The 23,635-nt window shown below is 33.9% G+C and carries 27 protein-coding genes and 1 pseudogene; 21 read left to right on the forward strand and 7 right to left on the reverse strand.

Going from position 1 to position 23,635, the window contains the following annotated elements:
- Positions 1-37 precede the first annotated feature (37 nt).
- The gene (locus MHH66_RS11585; protein WP_078184917.1) at positions 38-1,981 is read right to left on the reverse strand and encodes an elongation factor G; all 1,944 of its coding nucleotides are present in this window, start codon (positions 1,979-1,981) and stop codon (positions 38-40) included.
- Between the two features lie 264 nt (positions 1,982-2,245).
- On the opposite strand from MHH66_RS11585, the gene MHH66_RS11590 reads away from it, so the two are divergent.
- The 9 genes from MHH66_RS11590 (at position 2,246) to MHH66_RS11630 (ending at position 10,419) form a co-directional block, all read left to right on the forward strand.
- Complete coding sequence (locus MHH66_RS11590; protein ID WP_000204168.1) at positions 2,246-2,674, forward strand: MarR family winged helix-turn-helix transcriptional regulator; 429 nt, start codon at positions 2,246-2,248, stop codon at positions 2,672-2,674.
- A gap of 18 nt (positions 2,675-2,692) precedes the next feature.
- Positions 2,693-3,331, forward strand: a complete 639-nt coding sequence (locus MHH66_RS11595) for a nitroreductase family protein (protein ID WP_078184918.1) — start codon at positions 2,693-2,695, stop codon at positions 3,329-3,331.
- Positions 3,332-3,376: 45 nt separating this feature from the next.
- Positions 3,377-3,670 (forward strand): putative quinol monooxygenase, encoded by a 294-nt coding sequence (locus tag MHH66_RS11600; protein WP_002013557.1) that lies wholly within the window; start codon positions 3,377-3,379, stop codon positions 3,668-3,670.
- 305 nt (positions 3,671-3,975) lie between these two features.
- Positions 3,976-4,482, forward strand: a complete 507-nt coding sequence (locus tag MHH66_RS11605; protein ID WP_078184919.1) for a DUF3902 family protein — start codon at positions 3,976-3,978, stop codon at positions 4,480-4,482.
- A gap of 451 nt (positions 4,483-4,933) precedes the next feature.
- Positions 4,934-6,100: a serine hydrolase domain-containing protein gene (locus MHH66_RS11610; protein ID WP_078184920.1), complete on the forward strand. Its 1,167-nt coding sequence runs from the start codon at positions 4,934-4,936 to the stop codon at positions 6,098-6,100.
- A 366-nt stretch (positions 6,101-6,466) separates the two neighbouring features.
- A complete protein-coding gene (locus tag MHH66_RS11615) occupies positions 6,467-8,221 on the forward strand; it encodes an adenine deaminase C-terminal domain-containing protein (protein ID WP_078184921.1) in 1,755 nt (584 codons plus the stop codon).
- 113 nt (positions 8,222-8,334) lie between these two features.
- Positions 8,335-8,856 (forward strand): hypothetical protein, encoded by a 522-nt coding sequence (locus MHH66_RS11620; RefSeq protein ID WP_002168119.1) that lies wholly within the window; start codon positions 8,335-8,337, stop codon positions 8,854-8,856.
- A gap of 223 nt (positions 8,857-9,079) precedes the next feature.
- Positions 9,080-10,165, forward strand: a complete 1,086-nt coding sequence (locus tag MHH66_RS11625; protein ID WP_078184922.1) for a response regulator aspartate phosphatase — start codon at positions 9,080-9,082, stop codon at positions 10,163-10,165.
- The gene (locus MHH66_RS11630) at positions 10,162-10,419 is read left to right on the forward strand and encodes a hypothetical protein (protein WP_078184923.1); all 258 of its coding nucleotides are present in this window, start codon (positions 10,162-10,164) and stop codon (positions 10,417-10,419) included. The genes MHH66_RS11625 and MHH66_RS11630 overlap by 4 nt, the downstream gene beginning before the upstream one ends.
- Before the next feature lie 67 nt (positions 10,420-10,486).
- Here MHH66_RS11630 and MHH66_RS11635 read toward each other — a convergent pair whose 3' ends face one another.
- Entirely contained in the window at positions 10,487-11,866 is a 1,380-nt protein-coding gene (locus MHH66_RS11635) for a catalase (protein WP_078184924.1), read from the reverse strand.
- Between the two features lie 289 nt (positions 11,867-12,155).
- On the opposite strand from MHH66_RS11635, the gene MHH66_RS11640 reads away from it, so the two are divergent.
- Complete coding sequence (locus tag MHH66_RS11640; RefSeq protein ID WP_078184925.1) at positions 12,156-13,373, forward strand: aspartate aminotransferase family protein; 1,218 nt, start codon at positions 12,156-12,158, stop codon at positions 13,371-13,373.
- Positions 13,374-13,676: 303 nt separating this feature from the next.
- Positions 13,677-15,128 (forward strand): MFS transporter, encoded by a 1,452-nt coding sequence (locus tag MHH66_RS11645; RefSeq protein WP_002084815.1) that lies wholly within the window; start codon positions 13,677-13,679, stop codon positions 15,126-15,128.
- 68 nt (positions 15,129-15,196) lie between these two features.
- Here MHH66_RS11645 and MHH66_RS11650 read toward each other — a convergent pair whose 3' ends face one another.
- The 3 genes from MHH66_RS11650 to MHH66_RS11660 are packed head-to-tail and all read right to left on the reverse strand — an operon-like array spanning position 15,197 to position 18,370.
- On the reverse strand, positions 15,197-16,306 hold the full coding sequence (locus MHH66_RS11650; protein WP_063218325.1) for a DUF4018 domain-containing protein: 1,110 nt from the start codon (positions 16,304-16,306) through the stop codon (positions 15,197-15,199).
- A complete protein-coding gene (locus tag MHH66_RS11655; RefSeq protein ID WP_078184926.1) occupies positions 16,281-17,444 on the reverse strand; it encodes a DUF58 domain-containing protein in 1,164 nt (387 codons plus the stop codon). Before MHH66_RS11655 ends, MHH66_RS11650 begins: the two co-directional genes overlap by 26 nt.
- Entirely contained in the window at positions 17,441-18,370 is a 930-nt protein-coding gene (locus MHH66_RS11660) for an AAA family ATPase (RefSeq protein ID WP_002168124.1), read from the reverse strand. The genes MHH66_RS11655 and MHH66_RS11660 overlap by 4 nt, the downstream gene beginning before the upstream one ends.
- A 204-nt stretch (positions 18,371-18,574) precedes the next feature.
- Between MHH66_RS11660 and MHH66_RS11665 the strand changes: the two genes are divergently transcribed.
- Entirely contained in the window at positions 18,575-18,892 is a 318-nt protein-coding gene (locus MHH66_RS11665; protein WP_002142294.1) for a PadR family transcriptional regulator, read from the forward strand.
- A gap of 7 nt (positions 18,893-18,899) precedes the next feature.
- Positions 18,900-19,436: a DUF2812 domain-containing protein gene (locus MHH66_RS11670; protein ID WP_002032894.1), complete on the forward strand. Its 537-nt coding sequence runs from the start codon at positions 18,900-18,902 to the stop codon at positions 19,434-19,436.
- A gap of 102 nt (positions 19,437-19,538) precedes the next feature.
- Here MHH66_RS11670 and MHH66_RS11675 read toward each other — a convergent pair whose 3' ends face one another.
- Together MHH66_RS11675 and MHH66_RS11680 are read right to left on the reverse strand one after the other, a co-directional pair.
- A complete protein-coding gene (locus MHH66_RS11675) occupies positions 19,539-19,835 on the reverse strand; it encodes a hypothetical protein (RefSeq protein ID WP_078184927.1) in 297 nt (98 codons plus the stop codon).
- Between the two features lie 142 nt (positions 19,836-19,977).
- A complete protein-coding gene (locus tag MHH66_RS11680; protein ID WP_000433610.1) occupies positions 19,978-20,226 on the reverse strand; it encodes a hypothetical protein in 249 nt (82 codons plus the stop codon).
- Positions 20,227-20,508: 282 nt separating this feature from the next.
- Between MHH66_RS11680 and MHH66_RS11685 the strand changes: the two genes are divergently transcribed.
- The 8 genes and pseudogenes from MHH66_RS11685 (at position 20,509) to MHH66_RS11715 (ending at position 23,626) form a co-directional block, all read left to right on the forward strand.
- A complete protein-coding gene (locus tag MHH66_RS11685; RefSeq protein WP_063218330.1) occupies positions 20,509-20,892 on the forward strand; it encodes a VOC family protein in 384 nt (127 codons plus the stop codon).
- Positions 20,893-20,907: 15 nt separating this feature from the next.
- On the forward strand, positions 20,908-21,450 hold the full coding sequence (locus MHH66_RS11690) for a GNAT family N-acetyltransferase (RefSeq protein WP_002032891.1): 543 nt from the start codon (positions 20,908-20,910) through the stop codon (positions 21,448-21,450).
- On the forward strand, positions 21,450-22,034 hold the full coding sequence (locus MHH66_RS11695) for a kinase (RefSeq protein WP_063218331.1): 585 nt from the start codon (positions 21,450-21,452) through the stop codon (positions 22,032-22,034). The genes MHH66_RS11690 and MHH66_RS11695 overlap by 1 nt, the downstream gene beginning before the upstream one ends.
- Positions 22,024-22,125 (forward strand): annotated as a pseudogene (locus tag MHH66_RS28580) (DUF3887 domain-containing protein); the annotation flags it as partial. The gene MHH66_RS11695 and the pseudogene MHH66_RS28580, both read left to right, overlap by 11 nt.
- An 81-nt stretch (positions 22,126-22,206) precedes the next feature.
- A complete protein-coding gene (locus tag MHH66_RS11700) occupies positions 22,207-22,425 on the forward strand; it encodes a hypothetical protein (RefSeq protein WP_078184928.1) in 219 nt (72 codons plus the stop codon).
- A gap of 60 nt (positions 22,426-22,485) precedes the next feature.
- A complete protein-coding gene (locus MHH66_RS11705) occupies positions 22,486-22,671 on the forward strand; it encodes a hypothetical protein (protein WP_234803731.1) in 186 nt (61 codons plus the stop codon).
- Positions 22,672-22,796: 125 nt separating this feature from the next.
- Positions 22,797-23,159 (forward strand): hypothetical protein, encoded by a 363-nt coding sequence (locus MHH66_RS11710; protein ID WP_002032883.1) that lies wholly within the window; start codon positions 22,797-22,799, stop codon positions 23,157-23,159.
- A gap of 23 nt (positions 23,160-23,182) precedes the next feature.
- Complete coding sequence (locus tag MHH66_RS11715) at positions 23,183-23,626, forward strand: hypothetical protein (RefSeq protein WP_002032882.1); 444 nt, start codon at positions 23,183-23,185, stop codon at positions 23,624-23,626.
- The last annotated feature ends 9 nt before the right edge of the window (positions 23,627-23,635 follow it).

Here is a 23,635-nt window from a genome sequence, read left to right on the forward strand (position 1 = left end):
CATGCAAAAAGAGGTGCGAATGGCACCTCTTTTTTATTTAATAAGCCTTCAAAACACGAAGAAAATAATCCCTCCGATTTAGCGGATTAAAGTCAACACGTTTTCGAGTAGGAAAGGGAGCCGTAAGTTTTGTGAAACCAGTTGGCTTTGTTATAAAGATACCTTCTCCTTCAGTAAATGAATGGAGCATTCGTTTAAAATCCTCTGTTTTTGCAACAGGTAATGATCCTGTTAAATGGTAAGAATCATTATGCAACGTAGGCTCTGCAAAAGTTGCTGGGATAGCAGCTAGTTTATACATTGCGGTACTAATTGCGTGCTCTGGTACAGTTAATTCAAATTCGTTTAATGGCTCATATACACATGTTTTGGCTTGTTTTAAAGCATCCATTAATACGAGCGGTGTTAAATTTCTAAAGTCACTCGCTGTTGTAACAGGACTGGCATAGCCGGTATGTGTTAATGTGACGATAATGTCCGTAACTTCCCATCCAAATAAACCTTGTTTTAACGTTTGAAATACTGTATCTTCAATCGCTTTATGAAATGCTAAAGGCAGTGATCCAAGTTCAACACCTAAGTTATACGTTATGCCAGAGTTAAGCGCGCCACGTTCAACTTTGAACCCAATTGTTGCGTAAAAAGGATTTTCTTTTTCACTCATTACTTCAACGCTATTCCCTAAGTCAATTGGTTTTTCAATACATACAACTCGCGTGTTTGAAAAGGTAACTTGTAGACGGTATTTTTCATAAAGTGTTGTTTCAATAACTTCTTTTTGCACTTCACCGAAAAGGCGAATGTATAGTTCATTATGAACATTGTCTTTCCAAACCTTAATGAGAGGATCTTCTTCGCATAGCTCCATAAGTGCAGCGTATAAATCATGAATTCGTTCTTTAGGCACTGCTTCAATAGCAGCTTCCATTTGCGGTTCGGCAAAGTGAATATCTTTTATATAATCCGTCCACTCACCGATAATATCACCAATTTTGATATTCGTAAGTCCCCATACTTTGCAAAACTCTCCGCTATGAACAGTAGAAGATTGAACGGCATCTCCATTATGAAACATGCACATTTTTTTAATCTTTTCCTTATGTGGTAGAGACTCTCCACGCTGTATATCAACATATTTTCTAACGTGTAAACTACCTGAAAAAACTCTTACGTAAGCAATCTTTTCACCAGAAGGTTCACGTTCAATTTTAAAAACAACACCGGATAATGTTTTATCTTGCACCGGTTTATTAACTGGAATTAGCGCTGAAATATTTTCAAGTAGTTCAGTTACACCTACACCTGTCATTGCTGAACCAAAAAAGATGGGGAACACATTTGCTTGTTGCACTTGTTTTTCTAGTTCTTTTCTTAATAGTGTATCCGGTATTATTTCGTTATTTACATAGGATGCAAGCAATGATTCCTTATATGGCGCTAATAGTTCAATACAATCGTCATATGATTTATATTCAATAATATGAGCTTTCTTTGTTCCTTCGTTCTCTACAGAGTAGAAGGGGAATGCGTCATTTGAAAGGATTACTTTTATTTGTTTCACAACTTTTTCAGTATTTGCGCCACTACGGTCTATTTTATTAACAAATAATATAGTAGGTATGTTTAATTTCTGTAATGTCCGCATTAAAATCTTCGTTTGTGCTTGCACACCTTCAACGGCAGAGATAACTAAAATCGCACCGTCTAAAACGCGGAATGATCGCTCCACTTCAGCGATAAAATCAGCGTGTCCGGGTGTATCAATAACATTTACTTTTAAATCATCAATAAAGAAAGAAACGACAGATGTTTTAATTGTAATTCCGCGTTGTCTTTCTAATTCCATTGAGTCAGTTTGCGTATTACCACTATCTACTCGGCCAACTTCTTTAATCACATTCGTTTCATAAAGAATACGCTCAGTCAAACTCGTCTTGCCAGCGTCTACGTGCGCGACAATCCCTATATTTATTGTTGTCATATATAAATATCCTCATTTCATTTTCCATTTTCATTTCCTCATTTCTATTTGTGTATTGCCGCATTACAATCACTCTCCAGTCATTTAAATTATTACTATTATAATGTAATTTACATTTTTTGTAACGCTACAAAGCGCCTTAATTTGGAAAAAATAAAATGAAAACAAAATGCTTGCATTCTAAATCGATATAGATTATATTAATTGACATATCAACTATTGATGCATCAAACGTTTTTGCTTTGGATGTAAAGGAGGGATAATTTGACAAGTTCATGCTCAAAAGAAGCAATAATTTTATATAAATTACACTTCCTCAATAAAGAAGTAAGTTCGAAGTTTGAAGGGTGTACGGGTATGAGTCAGTCTAGATTAGAGCTCATACTTCAGTTATATGAAGTAGATGAAATTAGTCAAAAAGCACTTCAGCAAGAAGTGAATATTGATAATGCCGCGATTACAAGGCATTTAAAACAGCTGGAAGCAAACGGAATGATTACAAGACGTAAAAATCCAGATGATAACAGAATTACGTTAGTTTCTCTTACAGAAGAGGGGCGAAATAAAATTCAAGTGTATCAAGAGGAAAAAGAGCGTTTCGCTACTTCAGCATTTAAAGGATTAAGTGAAGAAGAACGCGACAATCTTTTAACGATGTTAGACCGCATTCAAGAAAACATAAAAGAATTATAAAAAAGGGAGAATACAACTATGACAAACTTACTAAAAACAAATGACTTTAATGAAATTTTAACAGGACGCCGTTCAATTCGTAAATATGATCCAGCTGTAAAAATTAGCAAAGAAGAAATGACTGAAATTCTTACAGAAGCAACACTTGCACCATCTTCAGTAAACATGCAACCATGGAGATTCCTTGTTATTGAAAGTGACGAAGCAAAAGCAACACTGGCTCCACTTGCAAAATTCAATCAATCTCAAGTAGAAACATCTTCAGCGATGATTGCTGTATTTGGTGACTTAAACAACTTTGATAACGCAGAAGAAATTTACGGTACAGCAGTTGAGCGCGGTTTAATGCCAGCTGAAGTAAAAGAAGATCAAATGCAAAAACTTTCAGGCTACTTCTCAATGGTTACGCCAGAAGTAATGAAAGATACAGTACTAATTGACGGTGGTCTTGTAGCGATGCAATTTATGTTAGCAGCTCGTGCTCACGGCTATGACACTTGTCCAATTGGTGGATTTGAAAAAGACCAAATCGCAGAAGCATTCGGATTAGATAAAGAGCGTCACGTACCAGTAATGTTAATTTCAATCGGAAAAGCTGCTGACAGTGGTTATCCATCAGTACGTCTTCCAATTGAAAAAGTTGCTGAGTGGAAGTAATTTTATAAAAAACAGAAATAAGTGAGATATGAGAGGGGACACACCATGATTATTATTCACGCAATATTTCAAGTAGATCCAGCAAAACAACAATCATTTTTAGAAGAAATTCAGCCATTACTTCATGGTTCAAGAGAAGAAAGTGGAAATGTATCTTACGATTTATATAAAGATACTGAAAAAGAAAGTGTTTATACGATGGTAGAAGTATGGAAAGATGAAACAGCAGTTGCGAATCATAATACGAGTGAACACTTCACATCTTTCGTTAGTAAAGCATCACAGTTTTTAACTGCTCCGCTTGATATAAAGGTTTATAGCGGTGAACTAGTAAAATAATATGGTTATAGAAGATGACTTTGGCGTATGCTGAGGTCATCTTTTTTATTTACTTATATTTAATTGCATGTTAATGTATACTTAATTTTTTAATATCTCTACCAATGGAAAAAGAATATACAAGCTATATGGAACTCTTTGTAGAGTATTGCTTCTTTAATTGTTCATGAGTGTATCTTTGTTTTATTAATATAGAATGAAAAAAGGATGCGTTAGAGCTAAACGATTAATGGGTAGCATGTTAATAAAAAATTACATGAGTTTAGTAAAAACTTATAATTTATTTTTAAGGGTGTGAAAATATAATGAAACCGGTATTGAAAAGCATACTTATTTCCTTTGCTTTTTCTGCAGTAGGGATGTGTTGGTTGCTGTTCATGTTATTTAGAGGAGGCGGAGACTGGTTATTGTCTTGGATAGGTGTATTAATGGCATATTTCTCTTTATGCACTTTAATAGATTTATATTGTAAAAATACATATGAAAAAACATTAAATATAGTGCTTATAAAATCAACAGTTACTACCTTTAGTTTTGGAGTATTAGGAATCATATTTGGTATAATACACGAGCTATTAACACCATGGAGTCTCAGTTTAATGGTTTGGTATTGGCTGCTAATTCTACTTTTATTTTTAACGACCATAATATTATTAGTTATTTTAGTATTTGTAAATCGTAAAGATCAAAATTTCCCCGGGGTATATAGATTACTTATACTTCTAAATTTACTTCTTACGTTAGGACCAGTATTGTGGCCACTATTTCTTACTATTATTGGAAATGGTATGAATGCTAGTGCAGGATGGTAAAAGTGAATAAAGATTAGTAGTTTAAAGAAGTGAATGAAATAAAAAGTTGATATAGGGTTTTAAGTATGTAAGAGAACGTGTTTTGATAAATTGAAAACACGTTCTTTTTTATTGTTAATCTTAATATGAACTCCTTAAATTTATAAGATAATTCGATTGGGAAAAAGATATGTTACTGGAACAAACATATATGTACCTTTGAAACGAACACAATTAATGAATCATCTTAAAAATAATAAAGACGAGGTGAAATGAAAATAAGGGCAGTTAAGTGGCTGTCCTTATTTTATATGCCCTTTTTATTTTCATGCATAGCTCTTTCTCAGTTTATCGTATCAAAATTTGAACGTAAGTATTTCGTAAGGAATGGATAAGAAAAAAGAGAGTTTTATCATATAGGATTAAAGTATAACTTGAATTAATCCGATATTAATAGAGAAGAGGGAGCCTTATGAAAAAATGTAATTCAATTAAGTTAGCAAGTTTAGCAGTTTTATTAGCGGGTACTACTCTATTCACACCAGGTTTTACTGTGAAAGCAGAGTCAGCTCAAAATATTTCTAGTCCGTCAGAAGCACATGATCAAAAGAACCGAAATGGTTGGAAACAAGTAATGCAGGAAACAGTTCAGCTTGGAACCCCAGGAATATTAGCGAAGACGTCTAACAACGGAAAAACTAGTAGTTATACAGCTGGCGTGGCGGATTTAAGTACAAAGAAATCGATAAAATCGGAATATCGCTTTCGGATTGGTAGTGTGACGAAGACTTTTACTGCCACGACTGTTCTTCAATTAGTAGGAGAAAATCGCATACAACTTGACGATCCAATTGAAAAGTGGCTACCGGGCCTCATTCAAGGTAATGGGTATGATGGCAATCAAATTACGATACGTCAACTTTTGAATCATACGAGTGGTATAGCTGAATACTTAAAGTCAAAAGACGCTGATATTATGAATTCGAAAAAAACGTATACAGCAGAAGAAATAGTGAAAATAGGACTTTCTCTACCTCCAGATTTTTCACCAGGTAAGGGATGGTTGTATTCAAACACAGGATATGTAATATTGGGAATGCTTATTGAAAAAATAACTGGAAATAGTTATGCGGAAGAAATTGAAAAGCGAATTATTGAGCCTTTGGATCTGTCAAATACGTTTTTACCAGGGAATTCACCCGTAATTCCAGGTAAGAATCATGCCCGAGGGTATATGAAAATTGATGAAACAAGTGAGTTGAAAGATATGACGTATTATAATCCGAGTTTAGCTAATTCAGCTGGAGATATGATTTCTAATGCGGACGATCTAAATAAATTCTTTTCATTTTTACTTGGTGGTAAGTTACTGAAAGAACGCGAGCTAAAAGAAATGCTTACTACAGTTCCTATAGAAGGAAAAGGTGTTGGTGATGGATATGGCCTTGGGATCTATGAGACTAAACTTCCAAACGGTGTTTCAGTTTGGGGTCACGGAGGGGCAATTCCTGGATTTACAACTTTTGTTGGCGGAGTAATGGGAGGCAAACATACATTAGCTGTCAATATTAACTCTTTAGGTGCGATGGATGTTTTTACACAGTTTAATAAAATGATGCAAATTGAATTTAAGAAATAGATGAAAAGAAAGCGAATGGAATACTGCTTTAGTTGTAAATAAAAGAGATGCTTTTTAATTTCGCAAATAAGGACAGTATTAGCATTCATGGTATGGCAGCAATCAAGTATATGTAGAACATAAATACGGATACAAGTGTAATTCAATCTTATAGTCTAGTATAAAAAAGATGTCAGTTGCATGATATCTTTTTTATTTTGGATCAAAGAGATATATTACGAATTTTGAAAATTGTTATTTTTATAATTATTACATATAATAAAGGGTATAGGGGATATACAGGGGAGTAATGAATGGAGAATACTTTAGTTAGTTAATTGTTTTTATTTTAATAAATAAAAGTAAATTGATTTGGAGTGAAATACATTGGGACAAAATCAGTTTAGATGGAGTAACACACAATTACGAGAACATGTTGAAGTAATAGATGGCAAAAGAAGTCCGCACATTTTATTCAAGAATGCAACATATTTAAATTCTTATATGCGCGAGTGGGTGCAAGCAAATATTTGGATCTATGATGACCGCATTATATATGTAGGAGAAAAACTACCAGAGCAACTACATGAATGTGAAGTGATTGATTGTGATGGAAAGTATGTAGTTCCTAGTTACATTGAACCGCATGCACATCCATATCAATTGTATAATCCAGAAACTTTAGCGAATTATGCGATGCAATTTGGGACAACAACTTTTATTAATGATAATTTAACTTTATTTTTCACGTTACAACGTGAAGAAGCATTTCGTTTATTAGATGAATTTGAAAAGATTCCGGCAAGTATGTATTGGTGGTGTCGTTTCGATGGACAGACTGAACTACAAAATGGGGAATCTTTATTTAATAGTGAAGAAATAATGGAGTGGCTGAAGCATGAAGATGTTCTTCAGGGTGGCGAGTTAACAGCATGGCCAAAACTATTAAATGGCGATGATGAGATGTTAAATTGGGTACAGGAAACAAAGCGCTTACAGAAAAAAGTAGAAGGTCATTTTCCCGGTGCGTCTGAATCAACGTTAGCGAAGTTAAAGTTACTAGGTACTGATTGCGATTATGAAGCGATGACAGGACAGGAAGCATTAACACGCCTTATGCAAGGTTACACCGTTACTCTTAGAAACTCTTCTATCCGTCCAGATTTAGAAGTTTTACTGAAAGAATTGCTGGAATTAGGTGTCAAGCACTTTGATAGATTCATGTTCACAACAGATGGTTCACATCCGTCATTTTATGAAAACGGAATGACGAATAGGATGATAGAAATCGCGATAAAGCAAGGAATACCAGTAATTGATGCCTATAATATGGCAAGCTATAACATTGCTCGTTATTATAATATGGAGCATTTACACGGCGCGATTGCGACGGGAAGAATTGCAAATATTAATATTTTGGAAAGTAAAGAAAACCCGATTCCAATAAGTGTAATTGCAAAGGGTAAGTGGATGAAGCGTGACGGAATAAACAAAAATGCATCATTACATATAGACTGGAGTAAATTCAAAGTAACTCCATTATCATTAGACTGGTCTTTAAAGAAAGAAGATATGATTTTTTCTGAAACAACAGGTATAAAATTATTAAATGATGTTATTTCAAAACCATATGTAACTGAAATCGACTTAAACGATGAGGAACTTTCTCTAGATCATGATGAGTGTTTCCTTATGATGATTGCTCGTGACGGGACGTGGCGAGTGAATACAGTTGTAAAAGGCTTTGCAAATAAATTAGGAGGCCTTGTTAGCTCCTATTCCGGTACAGGTGACATCATCCTCATTGGAAAGAGTAAAGAAGATATGCTTACAGCTTTTCATAGGGTAAAAGAGCTTGGCGGGGGAATGGTAATAGCTGAAAAGAATGAAGTATTACACGAAATAGCATTACCATTGCTCGGGATTATGTCTAATTTAAAAATGAGTGAATTAATACAGGAAGAAAAACAGATGGTGAAATTGCTACAAGAGCGTGGCTACGCGTATGACGATCCGGCATTTACGATTTTATTCTTTTCTGCGACGCACTTGCCTTTTATACGAGTAACGCCTATAGGATTATATGATGTGAAAAGTAGTAAGGTACTTGCTTCGCCGATGAAACTGATAAATCAATATTAAAAGCAAAGGTCCTATAAAAAGTCTATTTTATAGGACCTTTCTCATTCTTAGCATAAGAATATCCTAAGCCTCAAATAATATAGTATCTAAATCATTTGAGGTGATACTTAAATATGAAAAAACTATTGTATGTTTTAAGTGTATTTATTTTGTGCGTATCTATACAGCATGTGGTACATTCTCAGTCAAATGCACCAAGGTTGTCTTCGGATTGTCTGGAAGAAAGTAAAATTCGTGATGAAAAGTATGTGAAAAACATTATGAAGGACATTATATCTACATTTGATTTAAAGATTGATGAAAATAGTTTTTGGGAAGTTAGTAAAAGAGACCTAGAGGCTGCGCATTTGATGTATGGTGGGCGGGTTGATGATTCTTATTATAATTCGCTAACTAAAATTTATGATAGTGGTGGATATAGAGGAGAGCCTAGGTTGTTTGTGAGGGCGCAAGAAGCATTTTTACTTTATAAAGAAATTGACGATACTAATGTAATGAAACGCTTAAACCTTGAAAAAGGGGAATGGATTGTTACTGAAACGAAAAAGAAGCAAGGGAAAATCGTGGAATACAAGCCGTTACAATGTGAAAAAGATTATCTGAAAAAGAGAAATGAATATCATAATATAAAATGATGTAATGAAAACCTTGAAGGGAATAGTTTTTGTTAATAAATGATAAAAAGCAAGCAATCATATTAGTTTTGTAAATATGGTTGCTTGTCTTTGTTTTAAACAGAATTTCAAAGTTTAATTAACTGAATTTTCTAAATTATATTTATCAATTGTTATATAAGTCGCTTAGTATTAGGTTGAGATAAAATATAGTTATTATACAAGAAAGAGGGGGAAGAGTGTGATGACAAATACAAATGAGGGAATTAATAGTTTATTAAAGGTATGGTATGAAAATATTATAAGATGTAACATAAACGAAGCATTACAAATAAAAACAGAAATAAATAAAAGAACTAATGAAAATGAACTAAATTTGGATCAAAGATTTTATTTGGAATTATTTAATTTTAGATATCAAGTGCTTACAGATGGGCTTTCAATTAATAAGCGCTCATTTGATCATATCGATTCAATGAATTTACCTGCATCTAATTCTATTCAATTTTATTATCACTTCTTTAAAGGAATACATAGAACGATATTAAGTGACTATAATGATGCGAAAATACATTTTGAACAAGCTGAAGAATTCATAACGAGTGATTTAAATGAATTAGAGAAAGCTGAGTTTATGTATAGACAAGGGACATACTTGTATCAAACTTACCAACCTCTACTTGCGATCGAGAAAGTAACTGAGGCCAAAGATATATTGTTAAAACATAATGAATATAATGTACTTGTTGCGTTGTGTGAAAACGTTTATGGGTTATCCTGTATAGATTTAAGGCAATATAATTTAGCAGAAGAAAGTTTCGATGCTGCTATTGATATTTTGCGAAGAGAGTCTCGAGAAGAATTATTACTACGTGTTCGAAGCAATATAGGTTGGTTATATGAAAATCAAAATCTATTATCATCTGCAATTCGTCATTTGTCAGAAGTAAACAGTAAAATAGCTAATCATGTACGTGCACTTTTTTCAGAGGCTGAAGCACACTTTAAGTTGGGAGAAACTCTGCGTGCAGAAGAGCTTATTAATCGCGGAATAAATGTCAGTAAGGAAATTGATAATAAAGAATACCTCCATAGATTTTTAATCCTTGAACAAATGAATAAATTATCAAATACAAATGAACTAGAGAAGGTTGTAATTGAAGGTATTCAATATTTTGAACAGAATAATCTATTAGATGCTGTTTATGAATATACTGAAAAACTTGCAATAAGATTTCATGAAGAAAATAATTATCGAAAAGCTAGTGAATATTTTTATCAAAGTACAGTGTCACAAAAAAAATCAATGGAAAAAGGGGCATTAAAATGATAAAAAAAGTCAAAATGTTTTTAATGGGCATTGTATTTATTGGAACAGTCGCTTTTGGTGGGTCCCAATTTATTCAATATGCAAATCGAGGAGATACACCTGCACCAGCAAGAGACTTTATTCAATATGCAAATCGAGGAGATACACCTGCACCAGCAAGAGACTTTATTCAATATGCAAATCGAGGAGATACACCTGCACCAGTAATTCCGACATACACAAAATCTTCACATGATAGCCTGAATTTATCATAGAAATCACAAATAAGTTCGCCATAAAAAACGTCATTTTAATCATTAAAAATGACGTTTTTTTATATTCTTAAAGCCTTTGCATCGCACTCTCAATCCTCTTTGCCAAATCATCTGACACTTCATGGAAATACCCTAAAACTACCTTTCTTATATCATCGGAGATAACTTTCAAATCACTAGCTAAGTTTTCAGCAAGATGTTCTTTTTCGATTTGTGATAACTTCGCATAATATTCACCAGGCTGCACAAAATCGTCTTGCTTAGTTATGGAAGTTCTTTCAAGCTTTCCTTCAACGTATCTTCCGTCACCGCTAGTTGTTTGATTAGCAGGTGTCCAATTTTGCTGTTGGTTGATCGCTATTTTACGAAATTCAGGTCCAATTCTTCTTCTTTGAGAATCACTATAAATGTTAGCGCGACCTTGTAGCATTTTATCATCTGATAGTTCTGCACCGTCTAGTAAATTAGAAGGGGAGAAAGCGACTTTTTCTACTTGTTCTTTATAGTTTTCAGGATTTTTATTTAATACCATTTTGCCTACTGGTATAAGAGGATACTCCTTTTCATCCCATACTTTTGTATCATCTAAAGGGTCATAAGAAAGGTGTGTTTCATCTTTAGGATCCATGAGCTGGACATATAAACCATATTCCACTGCTTTACCAGCCTCAATTGCATCGTATAAATCTTTCCCGCTATAATCAGGGTTTTCGGCAGCTAGTTTATTTGCTTCCTCACTAGTAATGAATTGCACACCTTCAAATGGATACCAATGATACTTTACGTACTTTCGATAACCTTGAGCATTTCTCCAAACATATGTATTTACACTATGTCCTGGAATGTGGCGAAGACTTTTTGCCGTACCAGCATCAGAGTATAAACGGACAACAAAGTGAATGGATTCGGGTGCTCTAGCGACAAAACTCCAAAATCTATCAGGGTCTATTAAGTTATTTTTAGGTGAAGGCAACAACGCATTAATAGTTTCAGGGAAACGCATCGGATCACGAACAGAAAAGACAGGAAGGTGATTACATAAAAGATCAAATACGCCTTCTTTTGTATAAAATTTTGTAGCAAAACCGCGTACATTTCTAGCAGTATCAGGTGTTCCTTTCGTACTAACCGCTAATGAAAATCGCACCATAACAGGAATTTTCTCATTAGAATTTTGTAAAAAGCTTAGTTTTGTATGTTCAGACATCGGATATATCGTTTGAAAATAACCGAATGCACCAAATCCTTTTGCATGAACAGGTCTTTCTAAAATTTTTTCATGGATAAATTCTTGTAACGCTTCGTGCAGTACATTATCTTGCTTTAAAATAGGTCCACGTGAACCAACTGTTTGAGAGTGAAGTATAGCTGGTTCAGTAAGTTCTCGATTGCTATTAAAGTATTCTCCTAATAAAGACTCCTTCTGTTTATCATGTTTTTCATTCATCGACATAGCCCCCAAAATTTTTTCGTTGATTGTTACTAAATATGATTCTTTAGCCTCAATTATGTATTACATACGAAGTTCAAATTTATAACAGACCGCTAGATGAAAAAAACGTGTATGTAGTGGACCTGTTGAAATAGAAGAAATTATGAAAAAATGAATATCGGAAAGAGAAATAACACGTTTTAGAAAACCACAATTAAAATTTCAATCTTAAAAATGAATTTATACATGACTTTATAGAGAATTAACATAAATAAACAGGGAAAATAACTAGGAGGAATTTAAAATGTCGGATTGGTTTCAATTGGATAAAGAATATATGATGCCTACGTATTGTCGTACGAAGGTTGCAATAGAAAGAGGAGAAGGGTGCAAGCTTTATGATGTGGATGGTAAAGAGTATGTAGACTTATTTTCTGGTGTCGGAGTAAACGTATTAGGGTATAATCACCCGGAAATTGTGCAAACGACAATGGAACAAGTTACGAAATCGCTGCATCTACCGTTTCATTTTTTAAACCCAGTCGCGATTGAGTATGCAAAGAAATTAGTTGATTGCTCTTTAAAAAACGGAAAGGTCTTTTTTACAAACTCAGGTACGGAAGCGACAGAAACAACGTTGAAATTAATTGATAAGTATAGAGCTAATACGCATGAGGAACGTGAAGGAATCGTAGTGCTGAAGAATAGTTTCCACGGGCGTACGTTAGGAGCACTTCATTTTACGAGACAAGAAAGTGTATATCAAAATTTCCCTAAAACATCGATTCCTGTATATGAAGTAGAGCGCGAGAATATAGAGCAATTAGAAGAAACAATTGTTAAAGAAAATCCAATTGCGATTATGCTAGAGCCTGTATTAGGTAGCGGGGGGATATACCCTTTATCGGGTGAATATTTACATGGTGTTCAAAACTTATGTAATAAATATAATGTCATTCTTATCGTTGATGAAGTTCAAAGTGGTATGGGGAGAACTGGTAAACTATTTGCTTATCAAAATTTCAATATTACACCGGATATTATTCAAATTGGTAAGGGAGCAGGAGGCGGGATACCGCTTGGCGGAATTATTGTAGGTGAAAAGTTATGTGATGTATTTGCACCAGGAGATCACGGCACAACGTTTGCTCATTCTTCAATGGGAACGGCTTTAGGGTTAACGGTTTTAAATACATTGATTGACGATGGTTTAATGCAAGAAGCGTATGAAACATCACACTATCTAAATGATAAATTGCAAGAAATTCAGAAAGAAAATTCTTATTATATTCAGGAAGTACGTCATGCTGGAATGATGTTTGGAATTAGTTTGAATGATAAGAATGAAAATGTTAAGAAATTACAGGTGGAGCTAATGGAGAAAGGAATGTTAGTTGATGTTACACAAGGGAACATCATCCGTTTACTTCCTCCATATATAATTACTAAAGAAGAAATTGATGCATTTATTTATGAGTTTATCTCCTGTATTCATAGCTTATCAGCTATAGCGAGTGTTTAAAAAACTTTATAAAAAAGCACCTTATTTTTAATTCAAATAGGAAGAAAATAGGGGTGAAAAAAATAAATTTACGTATAAAAATAAAAAGCTGAAAAAGGTACTCGTATAGCGCCTTCTTCAGCTTTTTAAAATAGTAAATTACTTAATCTAGGAAGCATCTCGTTGGACAAATAATTAATTATGTGAAACAATAATAACAGATAAGGAGACGTTGCTTTTCCTTAAGTGCTTCGTATTGAATTTATTCTAGTAAGAGAAGGTGTGCTTAAAGAAGTTAAATTAAATAAGGGGCTGTTTTACTATATGCAACAAAATAATGATTTGAATTTTGAACCTCAAGACGTTAATATTGTCAATCCTAAACAAGCCAGGAAAGCAGTTATTGCTACTGGTATAGGGAATGCAATGGAGTGGTTTGACTTTGGATTATACGCGTATTTAGCGGTAATATTAAGTCAACTATTCTTCTCAGGTGTGGATAATAGTGGTTTGCAACTTGTACTTACATTTGGTACATTTGCAGCGGCCTTTCTCGTTCGACCAATCGGAGGTATTTTCTTTGGTAGAATAGGAGATAAGTATGGCCGAAAGATTGTTTTAAGTACAACTATTATTTTAATGGCACTTTCTACATTATTCATCGCATTACTACCAACCTATGAACAAATTGGTGTATGGGCACCAATACTACTTTTAATTGCTCGAATGATTCAAGGCTTCTCTACAGGCGGCGAATATTCAGGAGCAATGGTTTATATCGCAGAATCTTCTCCAGATAAAAAGCGTGGTATACTCGGTAGTGGTCTTGAAATTGGAACACTCTCAGGTTACATTGCTGCCTCGGTAATTGTTACCATTTTAACGTTATTATTAACAGATGAGCAAATGCTCAGCTGGGGATGGCGTATTCCTTTCTTAATTGCTGCACCAATTGGTTTGGTCGGTTTATATTTACGACGTCATTTAGATGAATCTCCAATCTTTCAAGAGATGGAAAAAGCACAAGAGGAATCTGAAGACAACGAACAATTTTCATTTATGGATATATTAAAATATCACAAAAAAGACTTCTTATTAAGCACAGTAATTGTTGCCTTCTTTAACATTACAAACTATATGATCCTTTCGTATATTCCTTCTTATTTAACACAAGTACTAAAAGTCAAAGAAACAACGGGCTTATTAATTATTTCAATTACGATGGCACTTATGATTCCACTAGCACTTTATTTCGGTAAATTAAGTGATAAAGTAGGTAATAAACGTGTAGTACAAATTGGTTTACTCGGTTTAGCATTATGTTCAATTCCAGCATTTTTATTAATTGGTAACGGACATATTGTAGCTATGTTTGCGGGTATTTTCATTTTAGGTTTCTTCCTTAGTGTATATGAAGGAACATTGCCTTCGTTATTACCAGCACTCTTTTTCACCGATGTACGTTATCGTGCGCTTTCTATCTCCTTTAATATTTCTGTATCTATATTCGGTGGTACAACGCCGCTTGTATGTTCATACTTAGTTCATGCTACTGGTAATCCACTGGCACCAGCATTTTATTTAACAGGTGTAAGTGTAATTGGATTAATTGTGTTTAGTGTACTGTTTGTCACAACATCAGGACGTGCACTAAAAGGTTCTTATCCTACTGTAGAATCGAAAAAAGAAGCACATCAAATTGCTAAAGAGGATCCTGAAGAAACACTTTGGTGGCATGAAGAATCTTTAGAAATTGAAGCAGGAAAAAAAGCATAATTTGTGAAAAGCAACGTGGACTTTTACACAAAAAGACTCCTAGTTTAATAGGAGTCTTTTTGTATACATCATTTTCTCTTCTTCTTCAAACTCTTCTGATACGCATAAAGCTTATGAACCTCTTCCTTAAATTCATGCAGAAGTACAGTGTTTTCACCATTTGAATAACGAACTGCATTATACGCGTCTATAATAATATGACTCTGAATATTTACCTCTTCTTCATCATTAATTCTTTCTAGCCAAGCTTCAACAGTTTCTCCTCGTTCTCGGTTTAAAGGAGGAGATAGCTTGCTCTCGAGTTTGAAAATTTCTTTCCGAATTTCGTTATTTGGTGGTTTATTTCGTTTGAAGCGTTTTTGGCTAATGCCTTCTTTATCAGTAATGATTGTAGATTCAAAGACAGGCATATTTGGTAAACTTAAATGTTTTCGTTTTTTTACTATTTTCCAAACGACGTAAATAGCGATGGCTGTACAGGCTATTATTGTAATGCTATTTATGAGAGTTGGATCAAAAGGACGCTGCCCCAATTCCTCTTTAATTTGAGGATCTTTTAAATTTCCTTTATTCGACCAAAAGTCGTCTGTATCTTTTAATGCAGCTGCCGAGAACAATGGATTTAAAGCATAACCAAATCCTAAGGCAACTACTTGTATGATATAAGAAAAAAGAAGCCGAATATAAGGAAATACCGGAATAAGTAAAGCGCTAATTATTCCAATCGTAATAATAGAAGTGAAACGTAATAGCTGTTGATTACGATTGGAACCTGTTAACCAAAATGTAATCATAATGTGTAAAGTTAATAGTAACAATTTCCACAATGGCGGAAAGGGGGCATAAAATATAGCTGAAACGACAAACCATACAATACCGCCTAACGATTTTTGTACTGGATATCCCGGTCCAACAGAGTGTACGATAAAGAAAAACAGTGGTAATAATATTGTGCCTAAAATAGAGAAAGGTAGAAATAAAGAACAACCGATTATTTGAATAACTAACAGTAGTACAAAACCTGTTGTTTTTTTATTCATAAATTTATGAATAAAAAATACTCCTACATAACCGGTCACTAAAAATATAGCAATACCAACTAGTTCGTCCCTTTCTGTTAATAACGAAAGGAGGAGGAGCAGAATAAAGTCATTAACGTGATAGAGCCAAGTTTTCAAGCTTTTCCACCATCCCTTCATTATTAATGAGGAACGTAGGCTGAGATAGAAGAGGGAGCTCCTTTTTCTGCAAACCAATGTATATCATTGTAGATGAGCGTTCCCTTTTTCTCGTTACATAATGAAGAAATCCTTGTTTCGGAAGTAGCGTACTATCATCTGAAATACGTGCTAATTCTTCTAACGCTTTGGCGTAATGTGTTTGTCCTTCGTTTAATGGTAAATGCAATGCACCAGTTTCTGCTAAAACACTAATAAATAACTCAAAAGGAATTTGATGCTTCGCTGCATATTGACAAATGTACGTTGTAAATGAAATAAGGTCTTCTATATTTTCTTTCCAGCCGAATCCGCGATCAGCAGCTAAAGAAAGACAAATCGTCCAACTATAATTTTTTACTGGTTCATATTGCTTCGCTTGTAACGCCTGCATTTTAGCGGATGCTTTCCAATGGATAGAGCGGAAAGATTCGCGTTCATATCGTTTAACACCGATAATGGATGTTTCATCATTGTAAAAAGAGAAATTCGTTCGATACGAACCTGTTAATAGTTGCTGAAGTTCTTGTAAACCGGCTACCTCTTTAGGAGAAGGGTACACAATAATTTCAGTCTTTAACTTATCGAAAACAGGTAAATGTACAGTTAAAAGATGAAAAGGATCTTTTAAAACACATTCGAACTGTTCAATTTGAAACACACCACGCTTCGTTGCGGTTAATGTTAAATCCCATTTTTGTGCTGAATGAGCAGGTTGTGAAAATGGGAAAGAAAATAACGTTTTCGATATTTGTTCAATCCCTTGATCCTTATGCGGTATAAGAGATGAATTTAAATGAAAATAACAAACGCCGTTAACGAGTGGTATATTTGCACCATTTTTTAAATGAATAAAAAACTGTCCAGATTCATCAGGGAAAAGCCGAGTTGTTTGTTTTTCATTTATAACTTGAAATCTTTTCTCTATGTAAGCGACATATTTATAAATGAAAATCGCAAATAAATAGTAGAAGAAAAAGAGAAACATAATAATTCGTTGCGGCAGAAAAAACGTAAATAGTATAGCGCCTGGCACAGTTAATTGAATAATATGGAGTTGAAAAAATAAAGGTACAGTTACAACGCGCTGTCCATTCATGCTTGTTCAATCTCCACAGGTACGTCAACTTCTTTTAAAATCCTTTGCGTGATTTCATTTTTTGTCGTGCGTAAGGCACCTTCCATTGATAAGACGATACGGTGATTCCAAACGGAAGGAACTAAAAATTGTATATCTTCAGGTATGCAATATTCTCTGCCGCGTAAAAAGGCTAGTGCTTGAACGGCACGTACTAAAGCTAATGTAGCACGCGGGCTTACACCGTTAGCAATGTAATCATGATTTCTTGTAGCGTGAGCAAGCTTAATAATGTAATGTTCTAACGGTTCTGATACGAAAATTTCTTTCACTTGTTTCTGTGCTTCTAAAATGTCTTCTAAAGAAATGACAGATGTGACGCTTTCTAACGGTGCATTGTTACGAAAACGGCGCATCATTTTTAATTCATCGTCAGGAGACGGATAACCAATTGAAATCGTCATTAAAAAGCGATCAAGTTGTGCATCTGGAAGAGGGAAAGTTCCTTGTGATTCAATCGGGTTTTGCGTCGCAATAACAAAGAACGGTTTCGGAAGAGGAGTAGACTGCTTTTCAAGCGTTACTTGTCGTTCTTCCATCGCTTCTAACAAACTAGATTGTGTTCTCGGCATCGCGCGGTTAATTTCATCTGCGAGTAGTATATTTGTCATAACTGGTCCAAGTCTTAATTCGAATTCACTAGTTTTTGGATTGAAATATTCAATACCTGTTACATCACTCGGAAGTACATCAGGGGTAAATTGAACGCGAGAAAAATTACCACCAATGCTTTTAGAAATTGTTTTTGCTAGTAATGTTTTTCCAGTACCAGGTACGTCTTCAAGCAGTACATGTCCATCAGCAAGCAGTGAAACGAGGAGTAAATCAATTACATTTTCCTTACCGACAAAAACAGATCCTATGTTTTCTTTCAATTTAGTTATCATATGTATCATTCCTTTCAAAATAAAAGCGGATATTTCTATATTTTAACAAATTATTCAGAAAATTGATATGACTTTTTAATTCAAAGAAATGGATATTTAATTTTAATATTACACTTGCATATTTGGGAATATGATTATACAATATCGTTATACGATGTATCGTGAGTCGATATATCATGAAGCGATGTATCGGAGGTAGTTATAATGAATGCGAAAGCGCAAAAATACATTCCATTAACTGAGGCGACATATTACATATTGTTGTCACTTGTAAAGCCAATGCATGGTTATGGAATTATGCAAATGGTAGAAGAGATGACAAATGGGGAAGTAAAGCTCGGTCCTGGTACTTTATATGGGAATACTACGAAGTTATTAAAAGAGAAATTGATTGTTGAAGTTGCCTCTACAGACAGAAAGAAGTGCTATGAGTTAACACCGTTTGGGAGAGAAGTGTTAGAGCTAGAGTATAACAGACTGCAGAGATCTGTAAGAAATGGAAGCAGTATATTAGGGGAGTGAATGGAAGATGGAGACAAAGAAGGTACTCAAATTTTTCGCGGCATGGAGTTTAGAGAAAGAGGAAGCTTTTTTAAGAAAAATGCATCAACAAGGCTGGGCACTACAAAAATACAATGTGATGTATACGTTTAAGAAAACAGAGCCGAAAGATGTAATATATAAAGCGGATTTTAGATTGGATTATAAAGATTCAAAAGAAAAACAAAAAGAATATATTGAACTATATGAAATGTGTGGCTGGAAACATGTAACGAGTTTTACAAAATGGAATTATTTTTGTAAGGAAGTAGAAGAGGAAAATGAGTTGCCGGATATATATTCAGAAAAGGAGACGAGGATACAAAAACTAAAGGAGTTATCACTATTCTTTGTTATTATGTTAGCAACTATATTACCATCAATGTATAACGTATTTTTAAGTCCGATAGAATCAAGAGTGCCTATTTGGGCGAAAGTTATGGTGGGGGTTGTTAGTTGTATGTGGATGTATCTCTTTATAAGGCTCTCTTGGAAAATTAAGAAATTGAAAAGCGAAATATTATAATAAAGATTGGATTTTAAAAGAATATATACGGGAATCATCTTCTTTCATTTCTATGTAATTTTATTTTGTTCACTCTTTTTTACATAATAAAAGACTGTATATTTAAGGCATAGAACTAACAGTTACAAAGATAATACTAGTAATAATACCTAAAAAAGTCATAAATGATGAAGAAACGATTAATAATAATGAACTACTGATTAATACTATTTTATTAGAGTTTTGATGTTTAAAGTGGTAATAAAGTAAAAAGCCGCAAACAGTAGAAACAATCCATATAGCTAGACCGTAAGGAGTTGTTATCTTCTTCCAATCGAAAATCCAAAAGTAGAGTATGATCATGTGGCAAACTAATAGTAGTAATGCGGATGGAATCATTAATCTGTTATTAAATATCATTTATTTCACCTCTCTTATGTAAATATTACCAGAAGAGTATGGAGTTTAAAATATAATAAGGAAGAAATACGTTTTGTACTACCTCATTAAAAGGAAAAATCCCTTAAAGAAAAATCTATTTCTATAAGGGATAGTAATGATTTTATGAGAAAGACTGATTTTGCGCAGGTTTTATAAATTGTTCTGGGTTTTCAACAAGCCCACATACAGCACATTGGACGCGGTAAGTAGGTCCTTGATAAGCCATATGAAAAGCGTTCATCGTTTCATTTGTGTATTCTTCTTCTACTTGACCTGTTTGTGGATTTAATTTTACTGGTTTTACTTGTTGCTCAAGAATATTAAAGCGCGTTCGGTTCGTTTTACAGCTTGGACATAGCATTGGTTCCATATGTATACACCTCCATTTGTAGCATTTCTTAAGCGGTATGATTTTATGCAAGTAAAAAAACTTTCTCAATATAAATAGGTGTTTATTATATTTAAAATTCAGAAAAAATAAAATATAATAAATGTAAGAACTGGTTATGTCCAAACCAAATCTCCTGTTTTATGCCAATAAGCTGGGGGGCCGAGAAATCGGCCTCATTTTTTTGTGCTCATCTCAATAAGGTACAAGGTTTTTTAAAACATTTGTCGAATTTTTAGAGGTGAAGGTTAAGGGGGAATAATTATGAACTTAAAAATGAAATACATTATTTTATATGTAGAAAAGTTTGAGCAATGTCTTCAGTTTTATAAAGAAATTTTAAGATTGCCAATAAGAGCAGAGCACGGTACATATATTGAATTTGAAACAGGAGCAACAATTTTAGCGATGAATACACGAGAGGATGTTAAGGAGTTAACGGGACTACCTCTTACAGAAGGTATACTACAATCTTCTCATTTTGAGTTAGGGTTTGTTGTAGATGATGTTAAGGAAACGATTGAGAAATTAAAAGAACAAGGGGTTAAAGTTCTAGTTGAGCCAATCATAAAACCGTGGGGACAAACAATTGCGTACATTGCCGATCCAGACGGTAATTATATTGAAATTTGTAGTTCATTAGAATAGAAGGAGAAAAAGAGGATGGGGTTTCCAAAATTAGAAACAGAACGTTTACTATTAAGAGAACTTACACTATTAGATGCAGAAGCGATGTTCCATTATTTTTCAAAAGAATCCGTTATTCGTTATTTTGGAATGGACTCTTTCGAAAATATTGAGCAAGCGAAAACAACTATTCAAACGTTTAGAAAGCGTAATGAAGAGGGAAGTGTATTTCGCTGGGGAATAGAGAAGAAAGGAACGGATCAATTAATTGGTACGTGTGGGTTTCATTTAATTAACAAGCATCATAAACGAGCTGAAATTGGTTATGAGCTAGATGATACATATTGGGGACAAGGATACGCAACCGAAGCACTGCAAGCAATGCTAGCTTACGGATTTGAAACGTTGCATTTTATAAGAATTGCAGCTGTCGTATATATAGAAAATGAAGCTTCCCGTAATTTATTAAAAAAATCCGGATTTCAAGAAGAAGGATTACTTCGAAAATATATGATTCAAAATGATGTTGCTCATGACACGGTCGTTTATTCATTATTAAAAGAAGATTGGCAAAAGTAATGAGCACAAATGAGATAATGAAGGTTATTAAGGACCATAAAGATGAGCGATTTATATTAGGTATAGACGGACTAAGTCGTTCGGGTAAAACAACGTTGGTTAAAAAATTAGAAGAAAATATGAAACGAAATGGAATCTCGTTTCATATTTTTCATATTGATGATCACATAACCGAGCGTAACAAGCGATATAATACTGGATTTGCAGAATGGTATGAGTACTATAACCTTCAATGGGATATCGATTGCTTGCAGCAAAACTTATTTCAAAAGTTACAAAGTGACATGCAATTAGAGTTGCCATACTATCATGATGAAACAGACTCATGTGAAATGAAAGAAATACAGCTTCCTTTAGTAGGTGTAATAATTGTAGAAGGGGTTTTTCTTCAACGAAAAGAATGGAGAGATTTCTTTCATTATATGGTGTATTTGGATTGTTCAAGAGAGACGAGGTTTCTACGTGAAAGTCCGGAAACGCAGAAGAACCTTCCAAAGTTTCAAAGTAGGTATTGGAAGGCTGAGGAGTATTATTTGGAAGTGGAATTGCCGAGGGAGAGAGCGGATTTAGTAATTACAAAATGAAGCTAAGTATCAAGAAATGCATGAAAAATTTGATAGCAAGATGAAAACCGCATTATCAGAGGGGAAAATGAAAGATCTTACGCCTGTAATGTTAAGCGATAATAAAGTTGTTTAAAAAATAATAAAATCCTTTAAAAAATAATAAAGTTCTTTAATTCTTATAGAACTAACCATGCAGGTTAGCTCTATAAAAAAATTCAATTTATTACAAAGTGTAGAAAAGCATAATTTTTCAAAGGCAAAGCAAGAATGGGTATATTATGGAATGGTAGACAATAAGTTAACTGTCATCTATGTTGCCATGAAAGAGTTTAAATGGCATGAACTACAATTTGTAGGGCAGTTTATGAGTTCACAACAAAGAGAACGCTATAATATCATATTAAAATAAAAGAGGGGTAGAACATGCCATTCCATATAGGTAGTGCAAGAGCAGGTTTTACTAAGGTAAGTGGTACTAGGGGTAGGTGCATTCTATAAGTATTTAGGATATAGAGAAAACGGTAAAGATGTAATGGAACGACACGAAGCTTATGTTGAGGATATTCATGTAGAAACTGTAACGAAATACGGTAAAGTATACTGGAATACGATTGATAGTGAACTAGAATATGCAAAAAAAAGATTAGTGAACTAGGATATACAGAAAAGGAAACTCTTAGAGATGTATAACTTAGGGCAGATAGATGTTTGAGAGACTATGGTTACGCTATAAAATAGTAGACTTTAGGAGAAATAAATCTATTTAAAGGGGTACCAAGGATGGGGAAATTCAAGAAAGACCAAAAAGTAGTTGCACTTACATTTGAGGGGTTAACGCCATGTACCATTGTAAGAGTTGGTTGGATTTTTATTACGGTACAGGTAGAGGAAACAAAACATCTGTATTCGATTACAAAAGGTAAGATAGTTCCTTTAGAAGAAGACAAATACTACTTATTAGAAGAGTGTATAAATGAAGAAGGTAACTTTGAAATAGGCGATGTGTTTGGTATTATTGATTCATCGAACTTAGAAAGTGTAAAGAAAGAATTTGCTAACAACGGTGAATTCGAGAAGAAAGATGGACAATATTATACAAGACTTAAAACAGGTAGTGAGTTACTGAAACAATACTTCAACTAATATTTCACAAAGGAGTATGCAATATGATTGAGATGAAACAGGTAAAAGTAGGGAGAGACCAAAAGGAGTCTCTTTTTGTTTTAAATGGTGAAGGTGACATTATATTAAGTACAGAGAAAAGGTCCATCTTAAACAGTTGGTGTAATCTATTAGGGATAGAGATACCGACTAATGTAAAAATAACAGAAGTAGACAATGTACATATAACTACATATCAAGTAGAGAAGACTGTCATGTGTAAGGAATTTATAGATAAGAAAGAAGTACCTTTAGGGGTATCTCCTTGTCTAACCTTTGTACCTATGAAAGACTGTGATGAATACATGGAAGTAATTGCTTACGTACATATTGACGAGAAAGTCACAACAATCTATATACCGCATGAAACTTCAAATGTATTTGTAGAGTTGTATACAGGAGAAGTAGACACTAGTGTAAAGTTACCATTTTTAAATTATAATTTCTAATTTCTAATA

The sequence above is a fragment of the Bacillus sp. FSL H8-0492 genome (genome assembly GCF_038006145.1).
GTDB classification, from domain to species: Bacteria; Bacillota; Bacilli; order Bacillales; family Bacillaceae_G; genus Bacillus_A; species Bacillus_A mycoides.

Coding starts and splice junctions, on each gene's coding strand:
- MHH66_RS11585 (WP_078184917.1), bottom strand. CDS start 1,981: ATGACAACAATAAATATAGGGATTGTCGCGCACGTAGACGCTGGCAAG.
- MHH66_RS11595 (WP_078184918.1), top strand. CDS start 2,693: ATGACAAACTTACTAAAAACAAATGACTTTAATGAAATTTTAACAGGA.
- MHH66_RS11600 (WP_002013557.1), top strand. CDS start 3,377: ATGATTATTATTCACGCAATATTTCAAGTAGATCCAGCAAAACAACAA.
- MHH66_RS11605 (WP_078184919.1), top strand. CDS start 3,976: ATGAAACCGGTATTGAAAAGCATACTTATTTCCTTTGCTTTTTCTGCA.
- MHH66_RS11610 (WP_078184920.1), top strand. CDS start 4,934: ATGAAAAAATGTAATTCAATTAAGTTAGCAAGTTTAGCAGTTTTATTA.
- MHH66_RS11620 (WP_002168119.1), top strand. CDS start 8,335: ATGAAAAAACTATTGTATGTTTTAAGTGTATTTATTTTGTGCGTATCT.
- MHH66_RS11625 (WP_078184922.1), top strand. CDS start 9,080: ATGACAAATACAAATGAGGGAATTAATAGTTTATTAAAGGTATGGTAT.
- MHH66_RS11630 (WP_078184923.1), top strand. CDS start 10,162: ATGATAAAAAAAGTCAAAATGTTTTTAATGGGCATTGTATTTATTGGA.
- MHH66_RS11635 (WP_078184924.1), bottom strand. CDS start 11,866: ATGAATGAAAAACATGATAAACAGAAGGAGTCTTTATTAGGAGAATAC.
- MHH66_RS11640 (WP_078184925.1), top strand. CDS start 12,156: ATGTCGGATTGGTTTCAATTGGATAAAGAATATATGATGCCTACGTAT.
- MHH66_RS11645 (WP_002084815.1), top strand. CDS start 13,677: ATGCAACAAAATAATGATTTGAATTTTGAACCTCAAGACGTTAATATT.
- MHH66_RS11655 (WP_078184926.1), bottom strand. CDS start 17,444: ATGAATGGACAGCGCGTTGTAACTGTACCTTTATTTTTTCAACTCCAT.
- MHH66_RS11660 (WP_002168124.1), bottom strand. CDS start 18,370: ATGATAACTAAATTGAAAGAAAACATAGGATCTGTTTTTGTCGGTAAG.
- MHH66_RS11665 (WP_002142294.1), top strand. CDS start 18,575: ATGAATGCGAAAGCGCAAAAATACATTCCATTAACTGAGGCGACATAT.
- MHH66_RS11670 (WP_002032894.1), top strand. CDS start 18,900: ATGGAGACAAAGAAGGTACTCAAATTTTTCGCGGCATGGAGTTTAGAG.
- MHH66_RS11675 (WP_078184927.1), bottom strand. CDS start 19,835: ATGATATTTAATAACAGATTAATGATTCCATCCGCATTACTACTATTA.
- MHH66_RS11680 (WP_000433610.1), bottom strand. CDS start 20,226: ATGGAACCAATGCTATGTCCAAGCTGTAAAACGAACCGAACGCGCTTT.
- MHH66_RS11685 (WP_063218330.1), top strand. CDS start 20,509: ATGAACTTAAAAATGAAATACATTATTTTATATGTAGAAAAGTTTGAG.
- MHH66_RS11690 (WP_002032891.1), top strand. CDS start 20,908: ATGGGGTTTCCAAAATTAGAAACAGAACGTTTACTATTAAGAGAACTT.
- MHH66_RS11695 (WP_063218331.1), top strand. CDS start 21,450: ATGAGCACAAATGAGATAATGAAGGTTATTAAGGACCATAAAGATGAG.
- MHH66_RS11700 (WP_078184928.1), top strand. CDS start 22,207: ATGCAGGTTAGCTCTATAAAAAAATTCAATTTATTACAAAGTGTAGAA.
- MHH66_RS11710 (WP_002032883.1), top strand. CDS start 22,797: ATGGGGAAATTCAAGAAAGACCAAAAAGTAGTTGCACTTACATTTGAG.
- MHH66_RS11715 (WP_002032882.1), top strand. CDS start 23,183: ATGATTGAGATGAAACAGGTAAAAGTAGGGAGAGACCAAAAGGAGTCT.